This is a genomic window from Vibrio sp. VPAP30 (assembly GCF_001188205.1).
Classification (GTDB): Bacteria; Pseudomonadota; Gammaproteobacteria; order Enterobacterales; family Vibrionaceae; genus Vibrio; species Vibrio bivalvicida.
The window spans coordinates 83,580-108,508 of sequence record NZ_LBLS01000018.1 but is presented as its reverse complement, the minus strand read 5'-3'; the positions used below and the strand labels follow the sequence as shown (position 1 = coordinate 108,508).

Here is a 24,929-nt window from a genome sequence, read left to right as displayed (position 1 = left end):
TTGAATAAGGAGATCCATTGTGGCACTTAATTCCCAACACAAACGCGTAAGTAAAAACCGCGTAAGTATTACTTACGATGTGGAAACTAATGGCGCTGTAGAAACCAAAGAACTCCCATTTGTCGTTGGGGTAATTGGTGACTATTCGGGTCATAAACAAGACAAAGAAGACGTTGAAGAACGCACGTTCTACAACGTCGATAAAGATAACTTCGACAACGTCATGAAGCGTGTTGGCCCCGAGCTAAGCATGAAGGTTGACAACGTACTGGCCGATGATGACAGCCAGTTCGAAGCAAACCTACAGTTCAACTCAATGAAAGACTTCGAACCTGAAGCGATTGTTGAACAAGTCGAACCGCTTAAAAAGCTGGTTGAAACACGCAACCAATTGAAAGTACTCCTTTCTAAGGCTGACCGCTCTCGTGACCTTGAAAAGTTGCTTAAAGAAGTGCTTCAGAGTGCAGACACCATCAACGCTCTTTCCGAAGAGCTAGGTATCAATAAAGAAGGAGCTGAATAATGAGCACAGAAGCTGAAAATCAAGCCCAGCCGGCGGAAGCTGCGGAAGGTACGCTTAGTTTTCTAGACAGAGCAATAGAAGCAACGACTCAGACTCCGGCTGATACTACAAAAGAACTCTTTTCTGTCCTCGCTGAGCAGGCGCTGACAGGTACTGTCACTTGGGATAAGAACTTAACCAAGACCATTGAAAACGCAATCTCTGAGATCGACAAAAAGCTTTCTAGCCAACTTTCTCAAGTTATGCAGCAAGATGACTTCCAAAAACTGGAGGGTTCATGGCGTGGTCTACAAAAGCTTGTCAAAGAGAGTGAATTGGGCCGTGACCTTAAAATTAAAATGGTCGATTTCACTCAAGAAGAGCTACTAGAGCAATTCGAAGATGCACCAGCTATTGACCGTAGCCCACTGTTTAATGCAGTTTACCAAGGCGAATTTGGTACAGCTGGTGGTGAACCTTACGGTACATTTATCGGCGACTACGAGTTCAGCGCAAAAGATGAAGACGTAGCTCTACTTCGTTACATGGGTGAAGTTGCAGCTGCGTGTCACGCTCCATTTGTTGCCGCTGCAAATGCACAAATGTTTGAGTTCAACGATTTCACTACCTTTGATGAAGGTAAGCCAGTTGCTGCTGGTTTCGATTCACCTGCTTATGCTGCGTGGAACTCTTTCCGCGAAAGTGATGACGCGCGCTACGTAACGCTAACACTGCCCCGCACTATGGCTCGTCTACCATATGGCGATAAAGGTCTAAGTACCAACCTGTTCAACTACGAAGAGCTAGGTACAGATATGGATGGTAACCCAAACCCTGCAAACAATGATGAGCTCGTTTGGTCAAATGCGGCTTACGACCTTGGCCTTAAGATGACGCAAGCTTACACAGCATCTGGTTGGTGTACGGCTATTCGTGGTCTAGACAATGGCGGTAAAGTAGAAAACCTGCCAAACCTAACGTACAAAACTGAAGCTGGTGACTTGGTACAACAGTGTCCAACTGAAGTTAACTTAACTGACGAACGTGAAAAAGAGCTAAGTGACTTAGGTTTCTTGCCTCTCGTTCACTACAAAAACTCAAACTACGGCGTGTTTATTGGTGGTCAAACGACACAAAAACCAAAAACATTCACCGACCCAGATGCAACAGCAAACGCCGCAATCTCTGCTCGTCTGCCTTACATCATGGCAAGTGGCCGTATCGCTCACTACTTGAAGGTTATGGGTCGTGACAAGCTAGGTTCAAACCTAGAGGCTCCGGATATCCAACGTGAACTTCAACTTTGGATTGACCAATACACCAACGCAGGTGCCATTGGTAACGAGCAACGAGCGAAAACCCCATTAGCTGAATCTCGTATCGAGGTAGTAGAACAGCCAGGCCGCCCAGGTTCATATTCTGCGGTCGCCCATCTACGCCCATGGCTACAACTTGAAGAACTAACGACCTCAGTTCGAATGGTCGCTAAGATTCCAGGCTAAACCAGAACAAAGGCCGGCTTCGTCCGGCCTATTTTTTCTCTTTATTCTTAGGACATGATGAATTTGAACATCAATTCAGAATGGCAACGGAATTTTGCCGGATTAGACACCACAGACAACGATTTTTTAAAAGAGTCGCTATCTCTGCTGTCTGAGATCGCTCCGCAAGCACTCGAAAGCAAAGGTAACCTAACGATTATTCTTGCTCAATTGATCACCGAACTGGATAGCAGTATCTCAAAGCAACTTGATCAGATATTGCACCACAAAGATTTTGAAGCTCTCCACAGCAGTTGGCTGGGCCTCGAAGGCTTGTCTAAGCTTCCCGTCAACAAACAGCGCACCAAACTAAAGCTGCTTGATATGGATTGGGCGGAGGTATCTAACGATGTCAACCAGGCCTATACTGTTAAAAGCTCCGAGCTATACAACAAAATTGGTAACAAAGAGTTGAATACCTTGGGTGGTCACCCATTTGGTAGCATTGTTTTCACACACAAAATCTCTCTTGATATGGATTTTGATGCGGATTACGACGATCTGTTTACCCTTGAGCTGCTAGGAAAGCTCGGTGAAGTCACTCTCTGTCCGATGCTATTTGCTCCTGACGACTATTTTTTCGTTCAACCGAGTGCCGATTGGATTTCGGATACGAATCGAATTGAAAAAATCCTCAGTGGAGACGACTACAAGCCTTGGCAAGAATTAAGACTGAAAACTTCGTCCAAGTTTGTTGGATTAGTCATGCCATCTATTCGCATGCGCCATCGCTACAAAAATGCCAAGGTTGGATTTATCTACAATGAATCTGGTCAAGGGCTGTGGGGTAACGCAGCATTTGCTTTTGCCGCAACAATTATGCGTGAGCACCACAGAGTCAATTGGTTTGGTTTTTTGAAATCACGTTGGAATGACAAAGCGCAAGGTGCCTTAGTCAATTTAGAGCACCACGAGAGCCAATACCTTTCTCATCCGGAAACCGATGTGGTTTTGTTTGGTCAGATTTCAACGTTTTACGCTCAGAATGGGTTTATTCCTCTGACTAAAAGTGCCCTTAGCGAAAAGTTTTACTTCAACGGCAATAACTCAATCTGGCAAAGTAACACTCAAACAGACAACGAAAAGGTTCTGACCCAGCTCCAAACAAGTTTGATGTCTTGTCGTATTGCGCACTACTTGAAGGTTCAAGTGCGAGAAATGATAGGCAACTTCAATACGGCGTCTGAATGTGAGCTGTTTCTGACTCATTGGATAGAAAAGTTTTCTAGTAATGTCTCTTTTGCTAATGAAGAAACACTTTCGAAGTACCCTCTTAGCTTTGCGAAAATCAGTGTCTCCGAATCTCCGCATCACAAAGGTAGTTTTTCTTGTACTCTGCGTATTGTGCCTCAGTATCAATATGATCATTTCACAGGTGAAGTCGTTTTAACGACCGAACTCGATGAGGTGGCGTAATGAGCTTTTGGAGAACGTTTGTGCAACCCCATGATGTTTCTGGGCCAAATGACGATATCGAAGACATCAAGTACAACCTGACGAAACTCCTTGAGTCAGAGGCGTCTTTGCTCGAAATAGATGATCGATTTATAGAGCTACAGCGCTCTAACTTCCGTTATGGCATTGAAGATGTACAACTGCTGAGTGCAAGTCTCGATCAAGCTCAACTAGCGCTACGCCTAGAAAACTACATCAAGCACTTCGAACCTAGATTGACTAATGTCATGGTCGAGCTTGGTGAGCGTAAAGAGAACGAAAACGCCATAGCATTCAACATTGTTGCAAAAGCCAAAACCACTCAAGGAGAAACCGAGTTGGTATTTGACTCAAAAATTTCACTGAATGATTTAAGAACTCTAATGACGGAGGACAGTTATGAGTGATCCGTTGTTAAGGTATTTCGAACAGGAACTGACCCTTGTAAGACGCGCGTTAGGTCAATTTGGACATCAACACCCGACTCACGCCGATCGTTTAAACATACACCAAGGGCAAATAGAAGACCCAAGTCTTGCAAGATTGCTTGACGGTGTTGCGCTCCTTAACGCAACGGTAGAAAAAAAGCTGTCTGATCAGCTACCAGAAGTCGTCGAAGGATTACTTGGCGTTTTATACCCAAGTTATATTCAAACAGTGCCAAGTATCGCTTACCTTCAGCTTGATGAAAACGCTGAACTTGCAGAGTCTGTTACGCTACCTAAAGGTGCACAGTTTTCAGCAATAGCTCAGAATCAAAACTGCTCATTCACGACCATAGACGAGCTAAAAACCACCTCGTTTAAGCTGATTGATACAACGGCCTCAAGCGCCCCATTCAGATTCAATCGCCCCCAAGGTACAGAACAAACAACCGCCGTTATCCAATTGAGTTTCTCGACCAATGACCCAGATGTGCATTTCTCTTCTCTCGATTGTGATGACCTCGATTTTTTTGTTCAAGGTTTTGAAAACAATGCAGACTCTCTGGTTGAATTACTACTTGCAGAAACCCTAGCGATTTCTATTTCGGATGCCGCTTGCGAAAAACACATCGTGCTTGAACCCGAACGTTTAAAAAGCAGAATCAGCGATGCCAATTTCCAGTTTCTCCCACAGAAAGGCAATCAGTTTGCCGGCTATCAATTGATCAGTGAGTTCTTCTTTTTTAAAGAAAAGCGTCAGTTTTTCCGTCTTAAAGAGTTCGGCCGAGCCATTAAGCACTTCGATACATCAAAGGTTGTATTAAATCTGTTTATGCATAGCTTGCCAACTGAGTTCATGCGCCTATTCGACAACCAAGTGTTTAAATTGAATATTGTTCCAGCGATCAATTTATTCGAGCAAACTGGTGAGCCGACAACATACGACCAGCGTAGTTTAAGTATACCGGTCAATGCTGATGCACATAGTGACAGCGATATTGAGATTGTCGAAGTGAAAGAGGTGTTTGAAATTACCTCTATGGGAGAGAAAACCTTAACTCCACTTTTCAAAGACAGTTACCGCTCAGACCCAAAAGCTGATCATTGGCAGTGCACTAGCAGCAGCGACAATGAGTTTCGTCTCGCGATCAGCTTAAACAACCAGCAAGAACTCGAATTCAACAAGTTGTATGGAACGCGGTTATTGTGTACCAATGGTAAACGAGCTTGTGCGGTTCAAGGCAATTTTGAATGCTTAGAAAGTATCGATTTACCAGGTGAGTTCAGCCCAATTTATCCGCCATCGGCTCCTATTGCTAGAGAACAAGACCCGCACTTGCACTGGCAATTTATTGCCCTGCTTAACGCAAACTTTGTTTCTCTACTTCATGCAGAGCACCCAGAAGAAGCTTTAAAGAGAATGCTGCGCTTGTGTAGCCGAAGCCAGATCTCTGCAGATGAAATTCAAACCATCCGCAGCGTCAACATCCGTTCTCAAGTTTCAGCGTTAAGAATTCTTGGTAAGAATGTTTTCTCTCCTGGTACAGAAATCGAGATTACATTGGATACCACAAGTGGGTACTTAGCATTCAGCGACGTACTAAACCGCTTTTTCCAACAATTTTGTAGTTTCGATCGCTATATTCAATTGTCAATTAAGGTCTACGGCCGCGACGGTTATGTAAAGCGCTACCCAAAAATTCACGGCAGCCAGAATGCCATGTAAGGTGGGTAGAAGAAAATGAATGTAGTTAACGACCTAACGAACAACACTGAGAAATACGATTTTGCTCAAGCTATGAGGCTGTTATCGCACTTCATTACTCAGTCAGATCAGCGAATCCGACTGGTGCTCAAAGCTGAGGCGATGCCAACTGGGGATGCAAGCGAAATCCAGTATTTCTCTTTAAAAAATAATAACGCAAAACTACGACTGGCAAAACAGGCCTTATCTGGTGTTAAAGGGGTAATCCCCTACTACATTTACGAAGAGCTTCTGGCCGCGCTTCATGATGATGATCACGCACTTAAAGATTTTCTAGACGTGTTTAACCAAAGATATTTTGAGTTAATAGCACAACTCGAAACATCACCTTGGTTAGTGGTACAGAACGAACTTCATCCAGAGAAAACACGGTTGCTAAACCAAATAGCAGCGCTCAGCGACCAACATGGCAACTTCTTCCAATACGCTTTTTTACTTGGGCAAAGCAGTAGAAACCTCGCTAGCCTTGAGCAGATGTTAAATGACTACTTCCCTTTCGACATCGAAGTAGCAGCAAAGCAGCAAGAACGTCGCCAACTGCCAGTGGACTCATTGACCAAGTTAGGCGTAAACCGAACTTATAACAGCCGCATTGGCCAAGGTTTCCTGATTGGGAAAACTTGTTTAACACACTTTAATCATTTGGTTGTGTCTATTAAGCCAGCCAATGAACAAGACCTTATTGATATTCAAAACGACCGAATGTTGGCAACCAGTATGCGTGAACTCATTCAGCATTATCTACGCGATAACACTCCCGTTTCGATTTATCTTAAGGTCAAACGCGAATACCTATCGCGACCAAAACTTTCCAGCAACATCAACCGTGCCGCCAAACTGGGAGAGGTAGATTGCCTCGCACCGGAACGAAAGCCGCACAAAATGATTAGTATCTTGCTCAAATGATGGAAACAATCCGTAACTTCGTTGTTTTGATGCTTCGAAATACAAGGAAAACAGTATGACACAAGTAACACTGACCAATTTAGTCGCCAAACTATCTCCCGAGCTGAAACAAGCTCTTGAAGTATCTGCCGGAGCCGCCATGAATCAGGGCGTTCCTTCTATTGAAATTGAGCATTGGTTGCTTCAGCTCATCTCTCAGCAAGATGCTAACCTAAACAACTTGATGCAATCGCAAAAGTTGTCTCAAGATAGCCTTGTGAATGAGCTATCAACGAAAATAGCCCGCCTACCTAAAGGTAGTGAAGGTCAGCCTACATTGAGTCATGGCCTGACAGAGCTCATTAAAGACGCTTGGATGATCGCTTCTGTTAACTATGGACATGGCGAAGTGATCAGCTTGCACCTAGTTCAAGCTTTAATGCAGCAGAACGTTCTGGGTGTCAGTACGTTGCAACTAGAAAGCCTGCAGTCAGTGTCACTAGAATCATTACAAGGTCTTATTAACAAAACAGCGGTTGCTCGTAGCAAAACGACATCGATTGAAGGTGGCGCTGCCGCTGGCCAATCAACCGCAAATGATGCCTTAAGTAAATACACGATCAACCTTACCCAACAAGCTATTGACGGCAAGATTGATCCAATTTCTGGTCGAAACGCAGAGGTACGTAAAGCGGTCGATATTCTTTGCCGAAAACGTCAGAATAACCCGATCATGGTGGGTGAGCCAGGCGTTGGTAAGACAGCGGTTGTGGAAGGTCTAGCATTAAGAATCGCTGCCGATGAAGTGCCCGGCGCTCTTCAAGGCGTTCAGATTCACTCGCTTGATCTCGGCCTGCTACAAGCGGGCGCGAGTGTCAAAGGTGAGTTTGAAAACCGCCTAAAAGATGTCATCAATGAAGTTAAAAACAGCGAAGTGCCTATTATTGTCTTTATAGATGAGGCGCACACATTGATCGGCGCTGGTGGCGCAGCAGGTCAAAATGATGCTGCAAACTTGCTAAAACCTGCTCTTGCCCGAGGTGAGTTCAAGACTATCGCCGCGACAACTTGGGCTGAGTACAAAAAATACTTTGAAAAAGATCCTGCCCTTACTCGTCGTTTCCAAGTAGTTTCGATTGAAGAGCCCAATGCAGACGATGCAAAGCAAATGCTTCGTGGTATCGCAGCATCTTTGCAAAAACACCACGGTGCATTTATTGCCGAAACAGCTATTGATGCAGCGGTCAACCTGTCTATCCGTTACCTACCTAGTCGTCAATTGCCTGACAAGGCAATCAGTCTGCTCGATACCGCTAGTGCTCGTATCGCCCTGACTCAAGGTGCTAAACCAGAAGTAATTGAAACACTAGAGCAAACCATCCGCTACCAAAATAACGAGAAAGCAGCGCTAGAGAAAGAGAATGCGCTGTTTGGTATTGCGGAAGAAGAAATCGCTGAAATCACCACTGAAATCGAGGCCAATGAAACTGAGCTTCAGGCGCTGAATAGCCGTTGGGCACAAGAAGTTGAGCTAGTGGATCAAATCAAAGCGCTACAGGAAGATATCAGCAGCGCAGAAGGCGAAGAAAAAGGCAACTTAGCTAAACAGAAAGAGCTTAACGACACGCTTGATAAACTGCACGAGCTTCAGGGCGAACTTCCTTTAGTCAATGCCATGGTCGATGACAATACTATCGCGCAGATTATTGCCAACTGGACAGGTATCCCTGTTGGCAACATGATGAGTGACGAAATTGCACGCCTACTTTCTCTTGAGGAACAGCTGGATAAACGTGTTATCGGTCAGGATGTGGCTAAGCAAGAGCTTGCGAAAGCCATCCGAATTTCACGCGCTGGCTTAACTGATAGCCGTAAACCAATTGGCGTGTTCCTAATGTGTGGCCCAAGTGGTGTTGGTAAAACTGAAACCGCGATGGCACTTGCAGAGCAGCTATACGGTGGAAGCAATGACCTTACCGTTATCAACATGACCGAGTTTAAAGAAGAGCATAAGATCTCTATGCTTCTTGGCTCTCCAGCAGGTTATGTGGGTTTTGGTGAAGGTGGTGTGTTAACCGAGGCTATTCGACGCAACCCATATTCAGTGCTGCTCCTAGACGAAATGGAGAAGGCTCATCCGGGTGTTCACGATTTGTTTTACCAGATTTTTGACAAGGGCCAAATCAAAGACAGTGAAGGTCGTACCGTCGACTTTAAAAACACCATTATCATCATGACTTCGAATGCCGCAGACCAAGCGATTTGCGATGCGTGTGAAGATCGTGAAGAGCGCATGACCAACGAAGAGCTGTTAGAAAGTATTCGTCCTGATCTGCAGCACTACTTCAAACCCGCTTTCTTGGGACGCACAACCATTGTGCCATACTACCCTCTTAACGATGAAGAGTTAGCTAAAATTACAGAAATCTCTCTTAACCGCATCAAAAAGAAACTGGCGGAGCAATACCAAGCAAGCTTCACTTGGGATAAGGGCTTTGTTGACTTTGTCGTTAACAAAAACACTGACCCAACAACTGGCGGTCGAGCTGTAGAGCAGATCATTAACCGCTCGTTAATGCCAAAGCTCGCTGAAGAATGTATTAGCCGTTTAAGTCAACAACAGCCAATCACTCAGGTTTCTGTCGTTGCTGTCGCTAGTCCAGCAGGTTTTGAGCTAACTATCCAATAAAGTGTCGTAAAGGAAAGCAGTAAGTATGAGCCACAATCAAATCTCTACACGTCGTACGTTTTTCTCATTGCGGGTCAAACTTGTGTTGGCGATTTTCGCTGTCTTGCTGTTTTCCAATGGTCTAAATAGTACCCTCAACTACCTTAACTTTGAAAAGAGACTTACCCAAACAAGCGACTCCACTTACCAAGTGGTGTTAAATGAAACTGATCACGACATTAAGCAAGCGATCAGTTTAGGTTTGCCTCTTTCTTCTATATCCAATATCCAATCACTTCTAGAGAGGCGCCTCTCTTTGGTCAACGGCATAAGCCGAATGCAAGTCGTCAGCAGCAAAGGCGACGTTCTTTATTCTGCCGGTGCTGCAACAAAGCATGAGCGAATGATAACAGCGGACATCAACAATACGTTTGATGTAAAAGAAGGTGCATTACAGCTTTACTACTCCACCAGTTACTTAGATAGCATCAAACATACACTATTGAAGCAACAACTCGCTGATACTTTGATGTGGGTGCTCGTCGCTTGTGTGATTGGTTATTTCATCTTGTATACCGGCCTTAATTTCTTGCTAGTAAAGCTCGAAAACATATCCAAAACACTTGAGCAACCCGATCTCAGCGACAAAGAACTGATTGAGCATGCCAATCAACGATTTTTTTCTAAAAGTGGGAAAAATGGTTGGCAACGCTTTCGTGACAAGTACTTTCCGCTGCTTATTATTGCCTTAGCAATCGTTCTCACTGTGGCTTCAAATTTGGGTAGCTCATACCAAGCTTTAGATAAGTTTTCTACCATTTACGAAACACAGCTAGAACAAAAGTCGATGGTCATCGGTGACACGCTTAGTAGTATGATTCAAAGACTACTTAACCATGGTGTTCCACTCGATAAACTTTATGGGTTGGAAGAAGAGTTTTCAGAATATACCCGCCAACATAAAGAGCTTCTCTCCATAGAGTTACGACAAGCGGATAGATCTTTGTACCAATTTCCAGCTCAATTTGTGGGTAATGACCACTCATCTTCGGTTGACCTAAACATTGACCAAGAGTCATCGACATCAATTCGAATGACCACCGATATGAACATCATTCCTCAACTTATCGAAGATAGCTTGATGGATATGCTGACGGTGCTGATCGCTTCTGCCCTTGTTGTCATAGAGATCATATTGTTTGTTTGCAACTTTATGATCATTAAGCCTTGGCACCAGATCAAACAACTGCTTACCCACTCTAAGATTGGTGCTTCGTTATGGCTTGCGCATATTTCAGCTAAAGATGAATTAGGACGAGTCACAGGTGCTATCAACACGATTATTCAGCGCCAGCATGTGAGTAAGAAGCTAAAAGTACAAAACCTTCAAGATTATCGCTTTATTCGACTGCCGCTGTTCATGTTGGTCTTTGCCGAAGCCGCTTCATTGGCATTTTTTCCTAACTTTGTCGCAAGCTTATCACGCTCGCAGAATTGGATTCCAGACAGCTTAGTAACAAGTTTACCGATATCATTATTTATGTTCTGCTGGGCGATTTCTTTGCCTTTTGCTGGCTATTGGTCAGACAAAGTTGGGCGTAGAAAATCTCTAATTATCGGAGGCTTGATTACCAGCACGGGGCTAGCGCTGACTGCCATGTGTCAGACACTCGAACTTCTTCTTATTGCTCGCGCCTACACGGCAGTGGGTTATGGTATAGTTTTCATTTCAGCTCAAGGCTATATCACCGATACCACGACCGCTAAAAATCGCACCAAAGGCATGTCGACCTTCTTATCTTCGTTCTTTTCCGGTTCGCTTTGCGGAGCCGCAATCGGGGGAATTCTTGCTGACAAGCTCGGCTACAATGTAACCTTTATGTTGGCCTCTGTGCTCGCTCTAATAAGCGTAATTTTCGTAATGAGTTTCTTTAGTCATGGCAGCTCAAATGCGCAAAGTAAACCGGTTAGGCTGCATGACTTTAAAATCCTACTTAGCAACAAATACTTCTCTTTGATCACTTTTTTCAGCGCGATTCCGGCTAAGGTCGTGTTGACTGGTTTCTTGTATTACATCTGCCCTGTTTATTTGCAACATCTAGGCGAAAGCAGCGCGGTATCTGGCCGTGTCATGATGAGCTACGGTCTCGCCATTATCGTAATATCACCGCTGAGCGCTTTTCTGGTTGACCGCTGGGACAACAAGATTAAATTCATCGTGTTCGGTGGGCTACTGTCTGCACTGGCATTGGTCAATATTGTCATTTTGCCAGGGACCTTGGGCTTGCTGTTGATCGTGGTCCTAGTCGGTATTGCACACGGAATTAGCGTTTCTCCACAGATTCCTTTAGTCATGGATTTACTTGCCCATGAGGGCATTGATAAGGGAAAAACGATCGGCATTTTCCGTTTAACTGAGCGCATTGGCAACATTGCGGGCCCAATGCTAGCGGGCTTGTGTCTAAGTTTATTCGGCTTCGAGGACACCATTATTCTGTTTGGCATCACACTGTTCATCAGTTCAACAGTACTCGTGGGATTCTATGCATTTTTCACTAAGAAAGACAGACAACTAGAGGTAGCAAAATGAGAGTTTTCATCTTGATTTTGATCACCTTGGTCGCGCAGTTTTCAGTACCAACGATCGCACTTTCTGCAGAAAAAAAACACGTCGTCATGATCTTATGGCGAGGAGTAACCGACGCAGAAAAAGGGTTTATGGAGTACCTCTCTAGTAAGATGCCCGTCAGCTACACCTTGCTAGATGCCAAAAGAGATCGAGACACCTTGTCAGGCTATATCGCCGACATAGATTCATACGACGCCGATCTTGTCTATACATTTGGTACAACGACGACCCTATCATTACTTGGAACTGAGGATAAACCAACCTCATTTCGAACGCACAGCGAGACACCTGTCGTATTTAGTATTGTGACAGATCCTGTTGGCTCGAAAATAGTCTCTGATTACGCCTCTGAACATCGCAACTTTACTGGTGTTAGCCACATCGTACCGCATCAAGTGCAGTTTAACGCAATTCAAAAACTACCAAATATCTCAACAATGGGGATCGTTTTTAACCCCCTTGAAAACAACGCTGTAATTACCGCACGTAAGATACAAATGCTGTCTGCCAAGTTTGGTATCGATGTGTATTTGTATCCGCTGCGGACAAAAAATGGCAAGCCCGACTTAAGCTCTCTGTCCAAAGTGATTGATACTATGCTTGAAGATAAAGTGCAGCTCGCTTATTTGCCGCCCGATTCATACATTATCAGTCAAGGAAGGGGAATTGTAGATAGCCTACACGCACAAGGAATTGCTACTTTTTCAGCAACTGAATCCCCTATTCGCAATCACAACGCGCTATTTGGTATAGTTAGCCGTTATTATAACGTTGGTGAATTTGCGGGACATAAAGCGGAACAGATCCTAAGCAACAAAAGTAGAGCCCAAGATTTACCCATTGAACCGCTCAGTCAGTACTCGTACATAGTGAATGTGGGTGCGGCGCGCGCGTTGGATTATTATCCCCCAGTTTCAATTTTAAAAATTTCCGAGTTAATTGGAGGAAATGAATGGTCAGAATGATGCCAAGTTTTACTTTCTGCCTACTGATTATTATGGGGCTGTTAAACAGCACCCAGGCTTTCGCACAAACTAGCATTGGACCAGCTCGATTGTTGTTGACCACTCAAGAGTGGGCGCCATACCAAGAATACAAGCATGGACAGATGCAAGGACTAGCATTGGATAAAGTAAAGTGCGTCCTTGGAAAAATGGGGCAACCTTATCAACTTACAATGACCAGTTGGTCTGACGCTCAACTACGCGTTCATAGTGGTGCTCAACATGGGTTCTTTGTCGCAACACAAACCGACGAACGAGATGAGTATGCCACACTTTCGGCACCCATCGCAGAGCAGAAGTTGATGTGGTATTTCGGCCCTGGGGTCGAGCCTAAAATCGATGAATTGTCAAAACTTAACCTTAAATTCTCGGCCAAATTTGGGTCGAACAAGTGGTTTTGGTTAAAACGTAATGGCTATAACGTAGTCAAACAGCCTAGAGATGCTAAAGTATTACTAAAGCTTTTAAAACAAAGGGAAATTGACATCGCTTTAGAAGATGATTTGGTCTTCAAAAGTGAGTTAGATGAAGCAGGTTTGCCCAATGATTTTTTCCAGTATCAAGTTCTCGAAACTAAACCAATGGGCGTCTATTTTTCAAATCGTTTCCTAAGTAAGTATTCTGGTTTTCTGTCTGTATTTAATGCAGCCGTATCTAAGTGTGAGAGGTAACTAGTGGCCGTCAGTATCCATTTGATTTCTGTACCCACTGAAGAGGTCGTATCCTCAAGAGTTGTGTATCTTCCAGAATCAGGAGGCACTCTTGGTCGTGCTCCTGCGTGTGATATCTGTTTACCCGACCAAAGCAAACGAATTTCTCGAACTCACGGTGAAGTGCATCTAACTGAACGTGGGTATGTATTGATTAGCCGCGGACAAAATAGTGCGCTGCTCAATGACAAAGTCATGGTGAAAGATAAAGAGTATCCACTCAATGACGGCGACATCATCAAAGTAGAAAGCTACACCATGCTTGTATCTACCTTAGTCTCTTCCAATGTAGAAGTAGCTCAGCCAGAGAATAGCGACGATGTTTTTTCACAGCCATTTGAGCTGAATCTTAACGATGATGACACCGAGTTCTTAGAGCAAGCCGAAACGCCTAAGCCGAAAGAAAACAGCGGTACTTTTTCTCATAAAAATGTACTTAGTGATGACCCTTTCGCCTCAGACCCTTTTGAAGACTTAGATAGTGATGAAATAGCGGCACATGTCGAGGTGGATGAATTAGGGCAGGTGAAAACATTCGAGCCCGCCACTGATCTAGAATACTTACCTGTCGATACCCCCAATCAAAATACTCAATTGGAAGCGTCGATCGAGAAGCTTCTCACGCTCTCGGAAAAAAATCAGCAATACTTGCAAAACCCAATGCTTCATCATGATGCTTTGTTTGAGGCACTTGAGAAAACTGTTGATCAGTTCCTTAGTGAATTCGCTCCACAGGAGTTGGAAAGTCAGTTTAGCGAATACCTTTCAGGTGGGCTGTTTAGTAATAAAGAGAAGAAATATTGGAAGATTTATCGTAAACACTTCCAACACCGTCAGCAAAATGGGGACTTCCGTCGCCAGTTTAAAGCTTTGTTTTTAGAAAATATGCAAAAACAGAGAGAGGAAAGCTGATGAAAAAGTGGTATTTGGCGACAGTGCTATTCCTCGCTGGTTGTTCTTCTGATCCAGTGCCTGTCGTGTCTCAATACAACTTAACGATCAAATCAGATACTGCGATGAATCCTTCAGATTCTAACGCCGCAAACCCAGTCGTTGTGAGATTGTATCAACTCACAGATGTGCAGATGTTTAATCAACTGCCGTTTATCGACTTGTATTCCAACGATGTTCAGCTTTTAAGCGCCAACCTTGTATCTAAGCAAGTTCTGCCTGTTGTTCTTCCAGACGCGAATGTCGATCAAGTGTTGGACATAAATAAAACGACTCAATACGTGGCAGTACTAGTCGAGTTTGTTGATTACCAAAACAGTGAAACAAAAGCATTTTCAACGTTACCGTTGCAAGCAGATCAATATCTGCAACTCAACTTACAAGGCTCTAAAGCCACATTAGAAATAGTCACTCCAGAATCGAGCTGGTGGCAAATTTTTTAGTCAGTATATAGGGAATTTACGTGGACGCGTTTAAAAAAGTAGTATGGCAAGAAGGCATGTTTATTGCCCCACAACATTTTCAGCAACAAGATCGCTACGTTCAGAACTATGTTCGTCAAAACGTCGAGACGCTTGCTGGCTTTGCTCCCTTTTATGGTGTGACAGAACTCACCATCAACCACGAATTATTGAAAATTGGCAAGCTTTCGATTGCTAGTAGCGCCGGTATCTTTCCTGACGGCACTCAGTTTGAAATGAAGCATGAAGTGGCAAGAGATGTCATTCAAGGCAGTATTGAAACAGTGGTCTATCTTGCACTGCCTATCTCACTGCAAGGCAATAATGACTATGGTCAAGAACAGTCGGATCAAGGCCGCTACCTGTCTCGCTCTATCAACGTGTTCGACACATCGACATCAGAAAATGCTAGCGTAGAAATTGACGTTGCGCATTTAAATACCTCAATTAAGCTTGAAGGTGAAGACACGTCCGGCTTTACACTTATTCCAGTAGCCAAAATTCTAGAGTGCACTGAAGCGGGTGAAGTCATTCTTGACCGTGCGTTTATTCCGGCCTGTTTGCATTACGGTGCATCACAGCTTTTACTAGAGCGGCTTAAAGAAATACATGCCCTAACCTCTAACCGTGCCACCACCCTATTGCAAAGGATCCAAGCGGGCCAAGGTCAGAAAAGTCCACAGTCAATGATGCAAGACTATTTATGGCTACAGACGTTAAACAGTTGGCTTCCATGGTTTGATCTAACAATGGCTAACCCAAAGCTGCAAACGCACCAAGTTTACGGCGAATTACGCAAGTTCGAAGCACAGATCATGGCGTTAACCCCAGCAACTCCTGAACCATGTTTGCCTTTGCAATACCACAAGCTATATGAGAGTTTTAATACTCTATTTGCCTCACTGCGCAACATGTTGACACTTGTTCAGCAAGACTCTGTCCTTGAGTTTGCTTGGGATAGTTCTCTGTTTGAGAGACGCCGACTGCTAAGAACATTAATTAAGGACACCGCCAGCGTTTCAAATCGTCGCTTTGTACTCTCAGTCAAATCGACCATTAGCAGCGCCGAACTCAGCGAACTGTTCCCAATTGCCGCCAAGCTCAGCAACAACGCTCGCATTGTCGAAATCGTACGCAATGGCTTATCTGGTATTGCACTGTCTCCACTTCCTGTAGCGCCGAGCGAGCTAAAGCCAATGCAGGGTGTGTCCTATTTTGAGGTAGATACAGCCGACCGCATGTGGTTAGAGATGTTAGAAAACCGTGATGCGATTGCTCTCCACGTTGACACTCGAATTGCTGACCTTGAAGTCATGCTCTATGCCCTGAGATAACGCTATGAACTATTTGGATGAAGAAACCCTAGCCTGGGATGCAAAAGAGTCCGATTTCGTCGCTAAGGAGGCGGATAGCAGCGACAGTTCTTGGCTATCTGTTGACGCCAGCCGTGGGCGCAGTGAGTTCCTGCACTATTTTGATAAAGCTGAAAATCAGCTCCTTAATATAAGCAGCGAACTATTAGCGACAACCCTAAAAGTTTCGACACTTCCTGAACCAGAAGATGTCACTACCCTACGTCAGCAATTGGTTGATGGCATTAACGACATCAAAATAAAAGGGGCAGAGCTTTCGTACCCAGTTGCAGTAATCGATAAACTTTGCTTTCTATATGCTGTTGTCTTAGATGAACTAATCATTTATAGCCAATGGGGAGAGTCTAGAGGCTGGGAAAATAAAACCCTGCTAAGTGAACTGTTTGGTATGCGAAATGGTGGTGAGTTGTTCTTCACTGTCTCAGAAAAAGCACTCAGACAGCCGCACAAGATGATTGACCTGCTCGAAATTATCTACATTTTCTTGAATATCGGCTTTAAAGGTCAATACCGAGAAACAGGCAATGACCAGCTCAAAGCCTTTATCCATCAGCTAGAGCAATTAGTCAGTCAGTACCGTCAGTCAAGTACAATGCACTGCCACACTCGCATTAAACTTCCCAAGGTTCGCAAACCGACTCGTCGTAAGCGCTATTTGATCACAACTATCTTCTTCTTGTGCCTAATCTTCACGAGTATTGGACTTACTTACTTTTGGTACAAAAATACTCACTCTCAACGCGCAAGAGACTTTAACAACTTACCTGACTTCAGCACACGTTACGTCATGTCCGGCCAAGTGAACGATATTGTATTTATCAGTGACGATGCCGATTTAGAAACCTTGCCACAACGGGCAAGTAAAGTAGAACTTGTCGATGCCCCTGCGCCAGCTAATTTGGGGACAAGTCATTCCACTTGGTTAGTTCAGTTGGCCACCTTCTCTTCCAAAACCAATGCTGAAAACTTTACTTCTAAACTCGCTCCATCTAAATACGAGCCTGTAGTAGACGAGTTCGATTCTTACTTCCGCGTAATTGTTCGAAGTGAATCTTCAATACAAGCCAGAGAAATTAAGAGTTGGTATATTGAGAAAGACCAGCTCACACCAATCATCGTCAGAAATACGCAAAGCGACCATAAAAATGATAAAGAGGCACAATAACGATGAGTGACGCTAAACCCTCACAAAACACCAAAAAGCGCGGAATAATCTGGTCTATTGTGCTTGCAGTGCTGGTTATGCTGATCGGTGGAGCATTAACTTGGTGGCTAGATAGGCTGATGCTAGGTGGTGCATTGACCTTCATTTCAGGTCTGGTGGTTGGACTTATCACGTTTTGGCTAATGAGGCGAAAAAGTGGCGCTAGCAAAGAACCCGATCAGCAAAGGCTATTGGTTCAAAAACGTAGCAAACTATTAGCACTACATTTTAAACGCATGCTTGGTGTTCAAAAACGTAAGAAACGTTTAAACAGCCGTTATGACCAGCCTATCTATCTTCTGTTGAGTGATGATCCGTGTAAGGACAAAAGTATCATCACGCAGATGGGTTACGAGGCATACAAGGTAGATGATTTTGGCAATGACATTGAGTTCCCAATCCTTTTCTGGCTAAGTGAACACTCCATTCTTATTTCTATTAGCATGGGGGACGATCAGCAACCTCAATACCTTAAAACGCTTTCTAACTGTCTAAACAAATGGCGTCCACGCCAAGCCATTAACGGCTTATTGTTGACAACCGAGGTCGCGACATTACTGGGTAATAAAGAGAAACTCACTCAACGAGCAGATGATGTTAAGTCGACCATCAAAACCTTCAATGACACCTTCGGTTTGAGTTTGCCCGTTTATAACCTCATCACTAACATGGGCCAGGTCAATGATTTTTGCCAGTTTTTCTCTGCTTTCGATGAAGCAAAACGCAATGATGTGTTCGGCGCGACTTCTCCGGTGATTAAAAATGGTGGTATTGATGCAGACTGGTTCCATGAAGAATATGACCATCTAATCAGTCAGTTAATCGCTAACACTAGTAGCGCCCTATCTTCACAGTTAAATCAGGAATACCGTAACTCTATATGTGCTGCGCCCTACCAATTTGGTTTGCTAAAACAGAGCTTGTGGCATTTCCTACAAAGGCTTTATCGTGGCGACCAGCTAAACAACGGGCTGAATTTTAGAGGATTTTACTTTACCCACAGTGGGGCGAGCGAGAAACAGTACGATCTTCTTGCTAATGTGGTCAACGAGTCTTTAGGCAACGAAAAATTCCAGCAGCATCAGCAAATACCTGTCACTCAGACCCTATTTGCTCAACACATCATGAATCACGTCGTCTTGAACGAAAACGAATTGGTTGGGGTTAACCGACGCAAAGAAAACATGCTGATTTTCTGGCAAGGTGCTTACACCGTGTTCTGCGCTGCTTTCCTCATCACTCTTTTAGCCGTAATCAAACTTGATTTTGATTACCAAAACGCTCGTGAAACCCGCGCAGACAACATGCTTGAACGATACAAAGAAGCGATCGCGGCGTCTCCTTACGACATTGAAAACATGGCGGATAATATCCCTAACCTGTACTCACTCAATCGCATATACGCACTCTATCTCGAGCCTGACCCTTGGTACACTCTTTCATTTATGCCGAGCTCAAGCATTAAGAAAGTCGTGGAAGCGGCCTATTTCGATGAGCTTGCTCGTGTTTTGATTCCTTCGATGGAAAACACGTTAGAAAAAGATTTGTTCGTGTACGTCAACCTTGAAGATCAAGCGAAGACCTTATCACTGCTCAATAACTACCGATTGTTGTTTGACCCTAAACGCACCAATATTGAAGAGCTAAAGAGTTACTTTATGTCTTCACTGACCGATCAGGGCGAAGCAGATAGTGTAAATCTTGCGCAGCTTAAAATCCTACTTGATGACGTTTTTGCCCAAGACATTGTACCAACCAAAGCCAATTTTGATCTTGAAAAACTAGCGAAGAAAGTCATCAATCAAACTGGTGTCGAAACGCTACTTTACGAGCATATTCTAAACTCACCGACTTACTCTAAACGGGTCGACGTACGCCAAGAGCTGGGTTCCAATTTTTCACAGTTACTCAGTTTCTCACCAAACTATGTTGGCTACTTAGTCCCTTATTTATACACACCTTCAGGTTTTAATGAACTTGACCTTTCTGTCGGTTCCCCTGCCCTGACAGAAGCATTGCAAGCCTATGAAGGTGTAGCGGGGAACTCACCAAGTGCCCTTGAGCTTTACCGAATTAGTCGAGATCTAAAACAGATGTATCAGAATGACTACATCAATTACTGGAGAGATTTTACATCTCACATTCAAGCTAATAGCGTAGATAGTGCTGATACATTAAAAAATGCCCTCTCTGTATTGACTAATGCATCCAACAATCCACTAGCACAGCTCTATGGCACGATCAGTAAATATACTTCGGTAGAAATCGAGGCCCCAAAGGCAGAAGAAGGCCAGGCGCAACCTCCAGCCCAAGATGCTGATAGAAAAGAATCGGCTCGCCAGATTTACATTGCATTTATGCCGTATCACAAACAGGTAAAAGCAGATGACCAAGGTGTCAAACCGATAGATACCTTACTCACTCAGATAACAGAGATGGAGACTTATCTAGAGCAGTTTTACTCTTCAGATACCCCTCAGGAGCTTGCGTTCGCTACGCTAACAGCCGAACTGAAAGTCGGCAACCCTGTATCGGCCGTCGCAAAGCAGACTGAAAAACAACCACTGCTTTCCGTAAACATAATCAATGGCATAACCAAGCAAGCTGACGAGATGGTGATGCTGCTAGCGCATGGCTATCTCAATTCAACCTGGCAGTCAGAAGTGTTCCAAACCTATCAAAACACCATTGCAGCCTATTATCCATTCAATAGAACGGCGTCGGTGGATGCAACTACCAGTGATGTTGCCTCGTTTTTTAAAAGCAATGGTGTGTTGGATAAGTTCTATCAATCCAAATTAAAAAGCTTTTCTACCGATGAACGTTCGCCTTTCTTGCCAGGATTGCTACCAAACTCTGGACTCGCACTTGACCCAAATGTTTGGCAAATGATTGGCAAAGCCACAGATATTCGCAATGCATTGTTTTTGCAAGACCCGCAAAACCTGTCACTTCAGTTTCAATTAAAAGCAAAAGAGATGAGTTCAAACTTAACTCAGTTCTCGATCATTGCTGAGAAGCCTCTGTTTATTTATCAGCACGGTCCAAGACTGTGGAGTAAGCAATCTTGGTCAGCGACTGATGTCGACAAAGATGCCATTAGCTTCAAGTTGCAAGCGCAAAATACGCAGATAGCAGACGAAGCCTTCACCGGCAGCTGGGCTTGGTTCAAACTGATTGAACCAAGAGTGGTCTCAACAACCTCCCAAGATACTACCGTGAAGTTTGTTTATGACGATAGTCAGGTTCAACTAAGCATTAAGACGCAAGGACAGAATAACCCATTTGTTCCTAACTTCTTCTCTGCTTTCACTCTTCCTGCCAGTATTTAAGATGAGGGATGCTAGTTCATCACTGCATCCTAGCATCCAAAATTGTATGCGAGCTCTAGGGGTTTCCTATTGCTCGCATATTGGTAATCAAGTGTATCTCGTTGATAGCCCTTTATACGGAAAGGTTGCCCTCAAATTTGCTCTTTCTAAACTTGCCAAATCTCAACTCCACAACGAGGCTAATTTTCTAGGTAACTATGCTTCTAGCTATTGGCCTAGTTTTATCGATGCCGATAGCCATAATCAGACCAGTTGGCTGATGTACGGATTTGTCGAAGGTCAATCGCAGGCTGACTGTAAAGCCCAATCGAATAGCGCTTTGATATCAAAACTCGAAACTGGGCTTAGAACAATTCATGAGACGGGTTTTATCCACGGTGACATAAAACCTGCAAACATCTTAACTAGCCCAAACGGTGAGCCTGTCTTTGTCGATCTTGGTAGCGTACTTCCAATCGGGCGACGTTACTCAGAGCAAGCACACTCTTCTGTTACACCCAGCTTTGCATGTGTCAGCGCGCTAAAACGCCATGGCCTTATTCGCATTCAAGATGACTATACCTCGTTAGCACTGACACTTCAGGCTATGTCAGGCAAACACCCTTACCATGGGCAATCCATTGCGGAGTTCGTAGCAACAGAAAAACTCCCTAAATTGGGAGCTCTTCCTTCAAGATATCAAATGCTTCTCGACCAACAACTCAGAATAGCTAAGCAACTTGCTGCTCGGAAAAGTACTGGCTGATATCAACTTGATCAATCTGGCTTTCGGGAAGAAATGCCTGGGCGTAATCCAAATAAACACCACTTTCTAGGAATAGCAAGAACAGGTCCATATCAACATGTTCGTCTTGCGCCATCTTGTACAAAATGTCTATCGCAACGCTAATAGGTTTAGCTTTCTTATAGGGCCTGTCCGCTGCTGTAAGTGCTTCGAATATATCTGCAATAACTAACACTCGCTCTGGAATCGAAATGTCTTCTGCTTTCAATTTACGTGGATAACCCGTTCCTTTGAGAGTTTCATGGTGTGTGGATGCGTAGCGTGGCACACGACTGAGCTCTTTAGGAAATGGCAGCGCTTCAAGCATTTTAATACCACTGATCATATGCTCATTGATTTTGAATCTATCTTCAGCGGTCAACGTACCGCGAGAGATAGACAAATTATATATCTCACCGAGATTATATTGATGCTCAGGCACATCCACTTTAATCGCAAACTTATCATCAAACTCTAATGGGCGAATTCTCTTTTGGATATGTTCAGGTTTATCAGAGAGTAAAGACTCCGTCACAGGAAGAACTGTTTCAGATTTCGGTTTGTTTAAATCTTCAAATGGAGATAGGCCTAGCCGGTCATCAAAGTTCCGCTGCCAGGTTCTTTGGGCAATTTCTTTGATGCGCTCAACCTCTTCTTGGCCCATAAACTCGCCGCCTACATTGGCGCGAGCGACAAACTCAAATTCTTCTTGTAACGTATGCTTGATACTTTTTAGCTCTGCTAACGCAGTAGATTTGTCTTTGCTGGCTGCAAGCTGTGATGTTAAAAACATAATTTCTGCATCTCGCCAAAGCACTTCAAAGCGCATACGAATTTCGTGAATACGGTTGTAATTGGCTTCTAATTTTGTTCCTTTATCAACAATGTGCTCTGGGGTAGTGATCTTTCCGCAGTCGTGTAGCCAAGCCGCAATTCTGAACTCTCTTCTTTCGTCATCACTCTCAAACTTAAACGGTTTGAATTTGCCTTCTTGGCACTCTTCTACCGCTTTTGCCAACATCATCCCCAACTCAGGAACTCGGTTACAGTGGCCCGCTGTGTAAGGGGATTTGTCATCAATAGCCTGTGCAATCAACTTAATAAAAGATTCGACAAAGTCTTCTTGTTGCTTTTCATGCTGTTTGAGCGCCGCCCCCATCGAAGCGATAGATTCAGATAACTCTGATACTTCTTTGATTCGCGTATTAACCAGAGATACTGCGTCATAATCTCTCGCTTTTATTTTCTTGGTTTCTAGACGTAACGCTTTAACTGGAACAACAATTGGAGCGCTAAATTTCCACGCTAAAGGAAGCAAGACCGTCATTATTAAAACGGTCAGCCCGATCGAGGTCATCAGTTTAGGCCAAACTTGCTCATAAATGATGTCTTCAGGCAGCACTACTGCATAGAATTCATTGTGATTTTGTTCCGACAACAGCGGAGTCACATAGATAAAGTACTGTTGCCCTTGAATATCAATTTTAACCATCGAGTTATGGAGGCTGGGACTGCGCGATGCGGAAAAAAGCTCAGGGTAAGGTAAAAACGTTCCTCGCCATTGGCTGGTATCCAACCATTTTTCCTTCAAAGCGGTTCGTTGTTGTGGCGTGATAGCTAGTAAAGCTTTATCTAAAATATCGACTACAGAGCTATGCTCCCTTTTCATATAGAAATGAAAAGGGAGTATTTCAATACCGGACAACTTTGATACCTTGGCTTGTTCGGTATTAGACAGTTCATTTAGTTCAGATAACGTATGAAAGGTATCAATGATATAGTCATAGTGTTTCGTGGCAAGCCCTTGTTTGGCTTCATCTAAACTCGATACTTCAGTTAGGTTTAGAGTTGGTGCTTGCTCTAGTAACCACGATTTCATTCCATAGCCACCGACAACTGCAATCGACTCTTGAGAGAGGCTGGCCAGTGACGAGTAAACTGGCTTATCAGGATTGGAAGCTAGCGCCAACTCGCCACTAAACATTATGGCGCTTTTCACTCCACTCACCGCTTTAGTTTCAGGCACAGAGTGAAGTAAATCGAGCTCTCCTTGGTGATACATTTGTGACAGCGTCATCGAATTAAATCCATTAACAAATTCTAGCTCTATCCCTGTCATCTGGGACAGAATACTCAACAGATCTATCGCATATCCTTTTGGTTGTCCTGATTGAGCATAATCGTAAGGCCCCCAATCATTTTGATTGGAGACCATAAGCGAACCCACAGCTTCTATATCGGCTTTCTCACTCTCGCTCAGAGCTAGGGGCTTTGGGTTCGGGATACGCACTTCGTGATACAACTCAACGTTGGACGCAATCACCTCGCCCTTGTCATTAAAAACAAAAGACTCTGTACCACTATCAGGTGAAAGTCCGAGTTGCGTAGGCATCATCTTTTCTTTCATTGCCGAATGGACAATGTCCACTCCTATCACTCTTGATTGAGTGCGAATAGAGTATGTCTGTCCTGTAATCTTGAGGTGCTGAAATAGATAAGGCTCTGTTTTAAATACCTGCTGATGTTTGGGTCCCAAGTACCAAGGCCTTTGAGTAGGAAAATAGTTGCTGACTTCGGTTATTTTCTTGGTCAGCTTAAAATTTTTTGTGAGATAGTTGGTTGTACGAATTCGCTGATTTTCAGAGCCGGATATATTGATAATAACCCAACGATCATTGAGATCGGCTTCTATTTTTTCCCTTACAATCGAAGAGGATTCCAAGTTAATGATCTGATAAAAATCATCATTGTCACGCCCAACATACAGGCTATAAAAAAGTGGGTTATCTTCGAGGATTAAAGTGAATATATTGCGTATTTCGGTTTCAGCAAAAGTGTGAGTCGTTGATTCAGCAACGCTTTTGAGAATCTGCACGCTATTTGTCGCGTTTTTATCCACCAGTTCGAGATAAGATCCAATATCCGAAGAGGCGGAAGTAAGCTTAGCCAGTACATTTTCTTCCGACATCTGTTTACTGAAATAGTACTGTAGCCCAATGGCGACAGATGCGGTAAACAGAGTGGCACATAAGAACATGGTTCCGACCGTGAACTGTATAGAAAACTTCTTAGTCTGACGTGTGTGATCTTTCATTCTTTAACGCCCTCCATTGGCATTGACTGAACGAACTGAACCATTTTGTGGTGAGTATTTTTTAATTATCTTTGTACAATTCAGTATTAGAATATTTCCCCAACAATTCCACACTCCATCCCGTAAAATATGAGACAGATTGCATTATGTTTGCGCATTTGTACGTATTCATCTACCTGTGAACTTTA

General features: G+C 43.8%; 17 protein-coding genes. 16 read left to right on the top strand and 1 reads right to left on the bottom strand.

From position 1 onward, the window contains the following. Positions 1–19: 19 nt before the first annotated feature. From tssB to ZX61_RS07175, 16 genes are all read left to right on the top strand, one after another. On the top strand, positions 20–523 hold the full coding sequence (gene tssB, locus ZX61_RS07250; protein WP_049844014.1) for a type VI secretion system contractile sheath small subunit: 504 nt from the start codon (positions 20–22) through the stop codon (positions 521–523). After that, a complete protein-coding gene (gene tssC / locus ZX61_RS07245) occupies positions 523–2,004 on the top strand; it encodes a type VI secretion system contractile sheath large subunit (protein ID WP_049844013.1) in 1,482 nt (493 codons plus the stop codon). The genes tssB and tssC overlap by 1 nt, the downstream gene beginning before the upstream one ends. Positions 2,005–2,061: 57 nt before the next feature. Continuing rightward, positions 2,062–3,459 carry a type VI secretion system contractile sheath domain-containing protein gene (locus ZX61_RS07240; protein WP_049844012.1) on the top strand — a complete coding sequence of 466 codons (1,398 nt, stop codon included), beginning with the start codon at positions 2,062–2,064 and terminating at the stop codon, positions 3,457–3,459. Further along, positions 3,459–3,884: a type VI secretion system baseplate subunit TssE gene (tssE, locus tag ZX61_RS07235; protein ID WP_049844011.1), complete on the top strand. Its 426-nt coding sequence runs from the start codon at positions 3,459–3,461 to the stop codon at positions 3,882–3,884. Before ZX61_RS07240 ends, tssE begins: the two co-directional genes overlap by 1 nt. After that, the gene (gene tssF / locus ZX61_RS07230) at positions 3,877–5,628 is read left to right on the top strand and encodes a type VI secretion system baseplate subunit TssF (RefSeq protein ID WP_049844010.1); all 1,752 of its coding nucleotides are present in this window, start codon (positions 3,877–3,879) and stop codon (positions 5,626–5,628) included. Before tssE ends, tssF begins: the two co-directional genes overlap by 8 nt. A 15-nt stretch (positions 5,629–5,643) precedes the next feature. Continuing rightward, positions 5,644–6,573, top strand: a complete 930-nt coding sequence (locus ZX61_RS07225) for a type VI secretion system baseplate subunit TssG (RefSeq protein ID WP_049844009.1) — start codon at positions 5,644–5,646, stop codon at positions 6,571–6,573. Between the two features lie 55 nt (positions 6,574–6,628). Next, positions 6,629–9,241 (top strand): type VI secretion system ATPase TssH, encoded by a 2,613-nt coding sequence (gene tssH / locus ZX61_RS07220; protein WP_049844008.1) that lies wholly within the window; start codon positions 6,629–6,631, stop codon positions 9,239–9,241. Between the two features lie 25 nt (positions 9,242–9,266). Then, the gene (locus ZX61_RS07215; protein ID WP_049844007.1) at positions 9,267–11,810 is read left to right on the top strand and encodes an MFS transporter; all 2,544 of its coding nucleotides are present in this window, start codon (positions 9,267–9,269) and stop codon (positions 11,808–11,810) included. Next, a complete protein-coding gene (locus ZX61_RS07210) occupies positions 11,807–12,814 on the top strand; it encodes an ABC transporter substrate binding protein (RefSeq protein ID WP_049844006.1) in 1,008 nt (335 codons plus the stop codon). Before ZX61_RS07215 ends, ZX61_RS07210 begins: the two co-directional genes overlap by 4 nt. Further along, entirely contained in the window at positions 12,802–13,524 is a 723-nt protein-coding gene (locus tag ZX61_RS07205) for a transporter substrate-binding domain-containing protein (RefSeq protein WP_049844005.1), read from the top strand. The genes ZX61_RS07210 and ZX61_RS07205 overlap by 13 nt, the downstream gene beginning before the upstream one ends. 3 nt (positions 13,525–13,527) lie before the next feature. Beyond that, positions 13,528–14,475: an FHA domain-containing protein gene (locus ZX61_RS07200; RefSeq protein ID WP_049844004.1), complete on the top strand. Its 948-nt coding sequence runs from the start codon at positions 13,528–13,530 to the stop codon at positions 14,473–14,475. Further along, the gene (tssJ, locus tag ZX61_RS07195; protein WP_049844003.1) at positions 14,475–14,957 is read left to right on the top strand and encodes a type VI secretion system lipoprotein TssJ; all 483 of its coding nucleotides are present in this window, start codon (positions 14,475–14,477) and stop codon (positions 14,955–14,957) included. The genes ZX61_RS07200 and tssJ overlap by 1 nt, the downstream gene beginning before the upstream one ends. Positions 14,958–14,977: 20 nt before the next feature. Next, positions 14,978–16,309 (top strand): type VI secretion system baseplate subunit TssK, encoded by a 1,332-nt coding sequence (gene tssK / locus ZX61_RS07190; RefSeq protein ID WP_049844002.1) that lies wholly within the window; start codon positions 14,978–14,980, stop codon positions 16,307–16,309. Positions 16,310–16,313: 4 nt separating this feature from the next. Beyond that, positions 16,314–17,513 (top strand): type IVB secretion system protein IcmH/DotU, encoded by a 1,200-nt coding sequence (gene icmH / locus ZX61_RS07185; RefSeq protein ID WP_049844001.1) that lies wholly within the window; start codon positions 16,314–16,316, stop codon positions 17,511–17,513. A 2-nt stretch (positions 17,514–17,515) separates the two neighbouring features. Then, a complete protein-coding gene (tssM, locus tag ZX61_RS07180) occupies positions 17,516–20,884 on the top strand; it encodes a type VI secretion system membrane subunit TssM (protein ID WP_049844000.1) in 3,369 nt (1,122 codons plus the stop codon). A 91-nt stretch (positions 20,885–20,975) separates the two neighbouring features. Then, positions 20,976–21,629, top strand: coding sequence for a protein kinase domain-containing protein (locus ZX61_RS07175; protein ID WP_049843999.1), 654 nt, complete (start codon positions 20,976–20,978; stop codon positions 21,627–21,629). Here ZX61_RS07175 and ZX61_RS07170 read toward each other — a convergent pair. Further along, positions 21,595–24,741, bottom strand: coding sequence for an HD domain-containing phosphohydrolase (locus tag ZX61_RS07170; RefSeq protein WP_049843998.1), 3,147 nt, complete (start codon positions 24,739–24,741; stop codon positions 21,595–21,597). The genes ZX61_RS07175 and ZX61_RS07170 overlap by 35 nt on opposite strands. Positions 24,742–24,929: the final 188 nt, after the last annotated feature.

What these genes read in the sequence shown, in the direction of transcription:
- tssC (WP_049844013.1), top strand. Translation starts at nt 523, where the DNA reads ATGAGCACAGAAGCTGAAAATCAAGCCCAGCCGGCGGAAGCTGCGGAA.
- ZX61_RS07240 (WP_049844012.1), top strand. Translation starts at nt 2,062, where the DNA reads ATGAATTTGAACATCAATTCAGAATGGCAACGGAATTTTGCCGGATTA.
- tssE (WP_049844011.1), top strand. Translation starts at nt 3,459, where the DNA reads ATGAGCTTTTGGAGAACGTTTGTGCAACCCCATGATGTTTCTGGGCCA.
- tssF (WP_049844010.1), top strand. Translation starts at nt 3,877, where the DNA reads ATGAGTGATCCGTTGTTAAGGTATTTCGAACAGGAACTGACCCTTGTA.
- ZX61_RS07225 (WP_049844009.1), top strand. Translation starts at nt 5,644, where the DNA reads ATGAATGTAGTTAACGACCTAACGAACAACACTGAGAAATACGATTTT.
- tssH (WP_049844008.1), top strand. Translation starts at nt 6,629, where the DNA reads ATGACACAAGTAACACTGACCAATTTAGTCGCCAAACTATCTCCCGAG.
- ZX61_RS07215 (WP_049844007.1), top strand. Translation starts at nt 9,267, where the DNA reads ATGAGCCACAATCAAATCTCTACACGTCGTACGTTTTTCTCATTGCGG.
- ZX61_RS07210 (WP_049844006.1), top strand. Translation starts at nt 11,807, where the DNA reads ATGAGAGTTTTCATCTTGATTTTGATCACCTTGGTCGCGCAGTTTTCA.
- ZX61_RS07205 (WP_049844005.1), top strand. Translation starts at nt 12,802, where the DNA reads ATGGTCAGAATGATGCCAAGTTTTACTTTCTGCCTACTGATTATTATG.
- tssJ (WP_049844003.1), top strand. Translation starts at nt 14,475, where the DNA reads ATGAAAAAGTGGTATTTGGCGACAGTGCTATTCCTCGCTGGTTGTTCT.
- icmH (WP_049844001.1), top strand. Translation starts at nt 16,314, where the DNA reads ATGAACTATTTGGATGAAGAAACCCTAGCCTGGGATGCAAAAGAGTCC.
- tssM (WP_049844000.1), top strand. Translation starts at nt 17,516, where the DNA reads ATGAGTGACGCTAAACCCTCACAAAACACCAAAAAGCGCGGAATAATC.
- ZX61_RS07170 (WP_049843998.1), bottom strand. Translation starts at nt 24,741, where the DNA reads ATGAAAGATCACACACGTCAGACTAAGAAGTTTTCTATACAGTTCACG.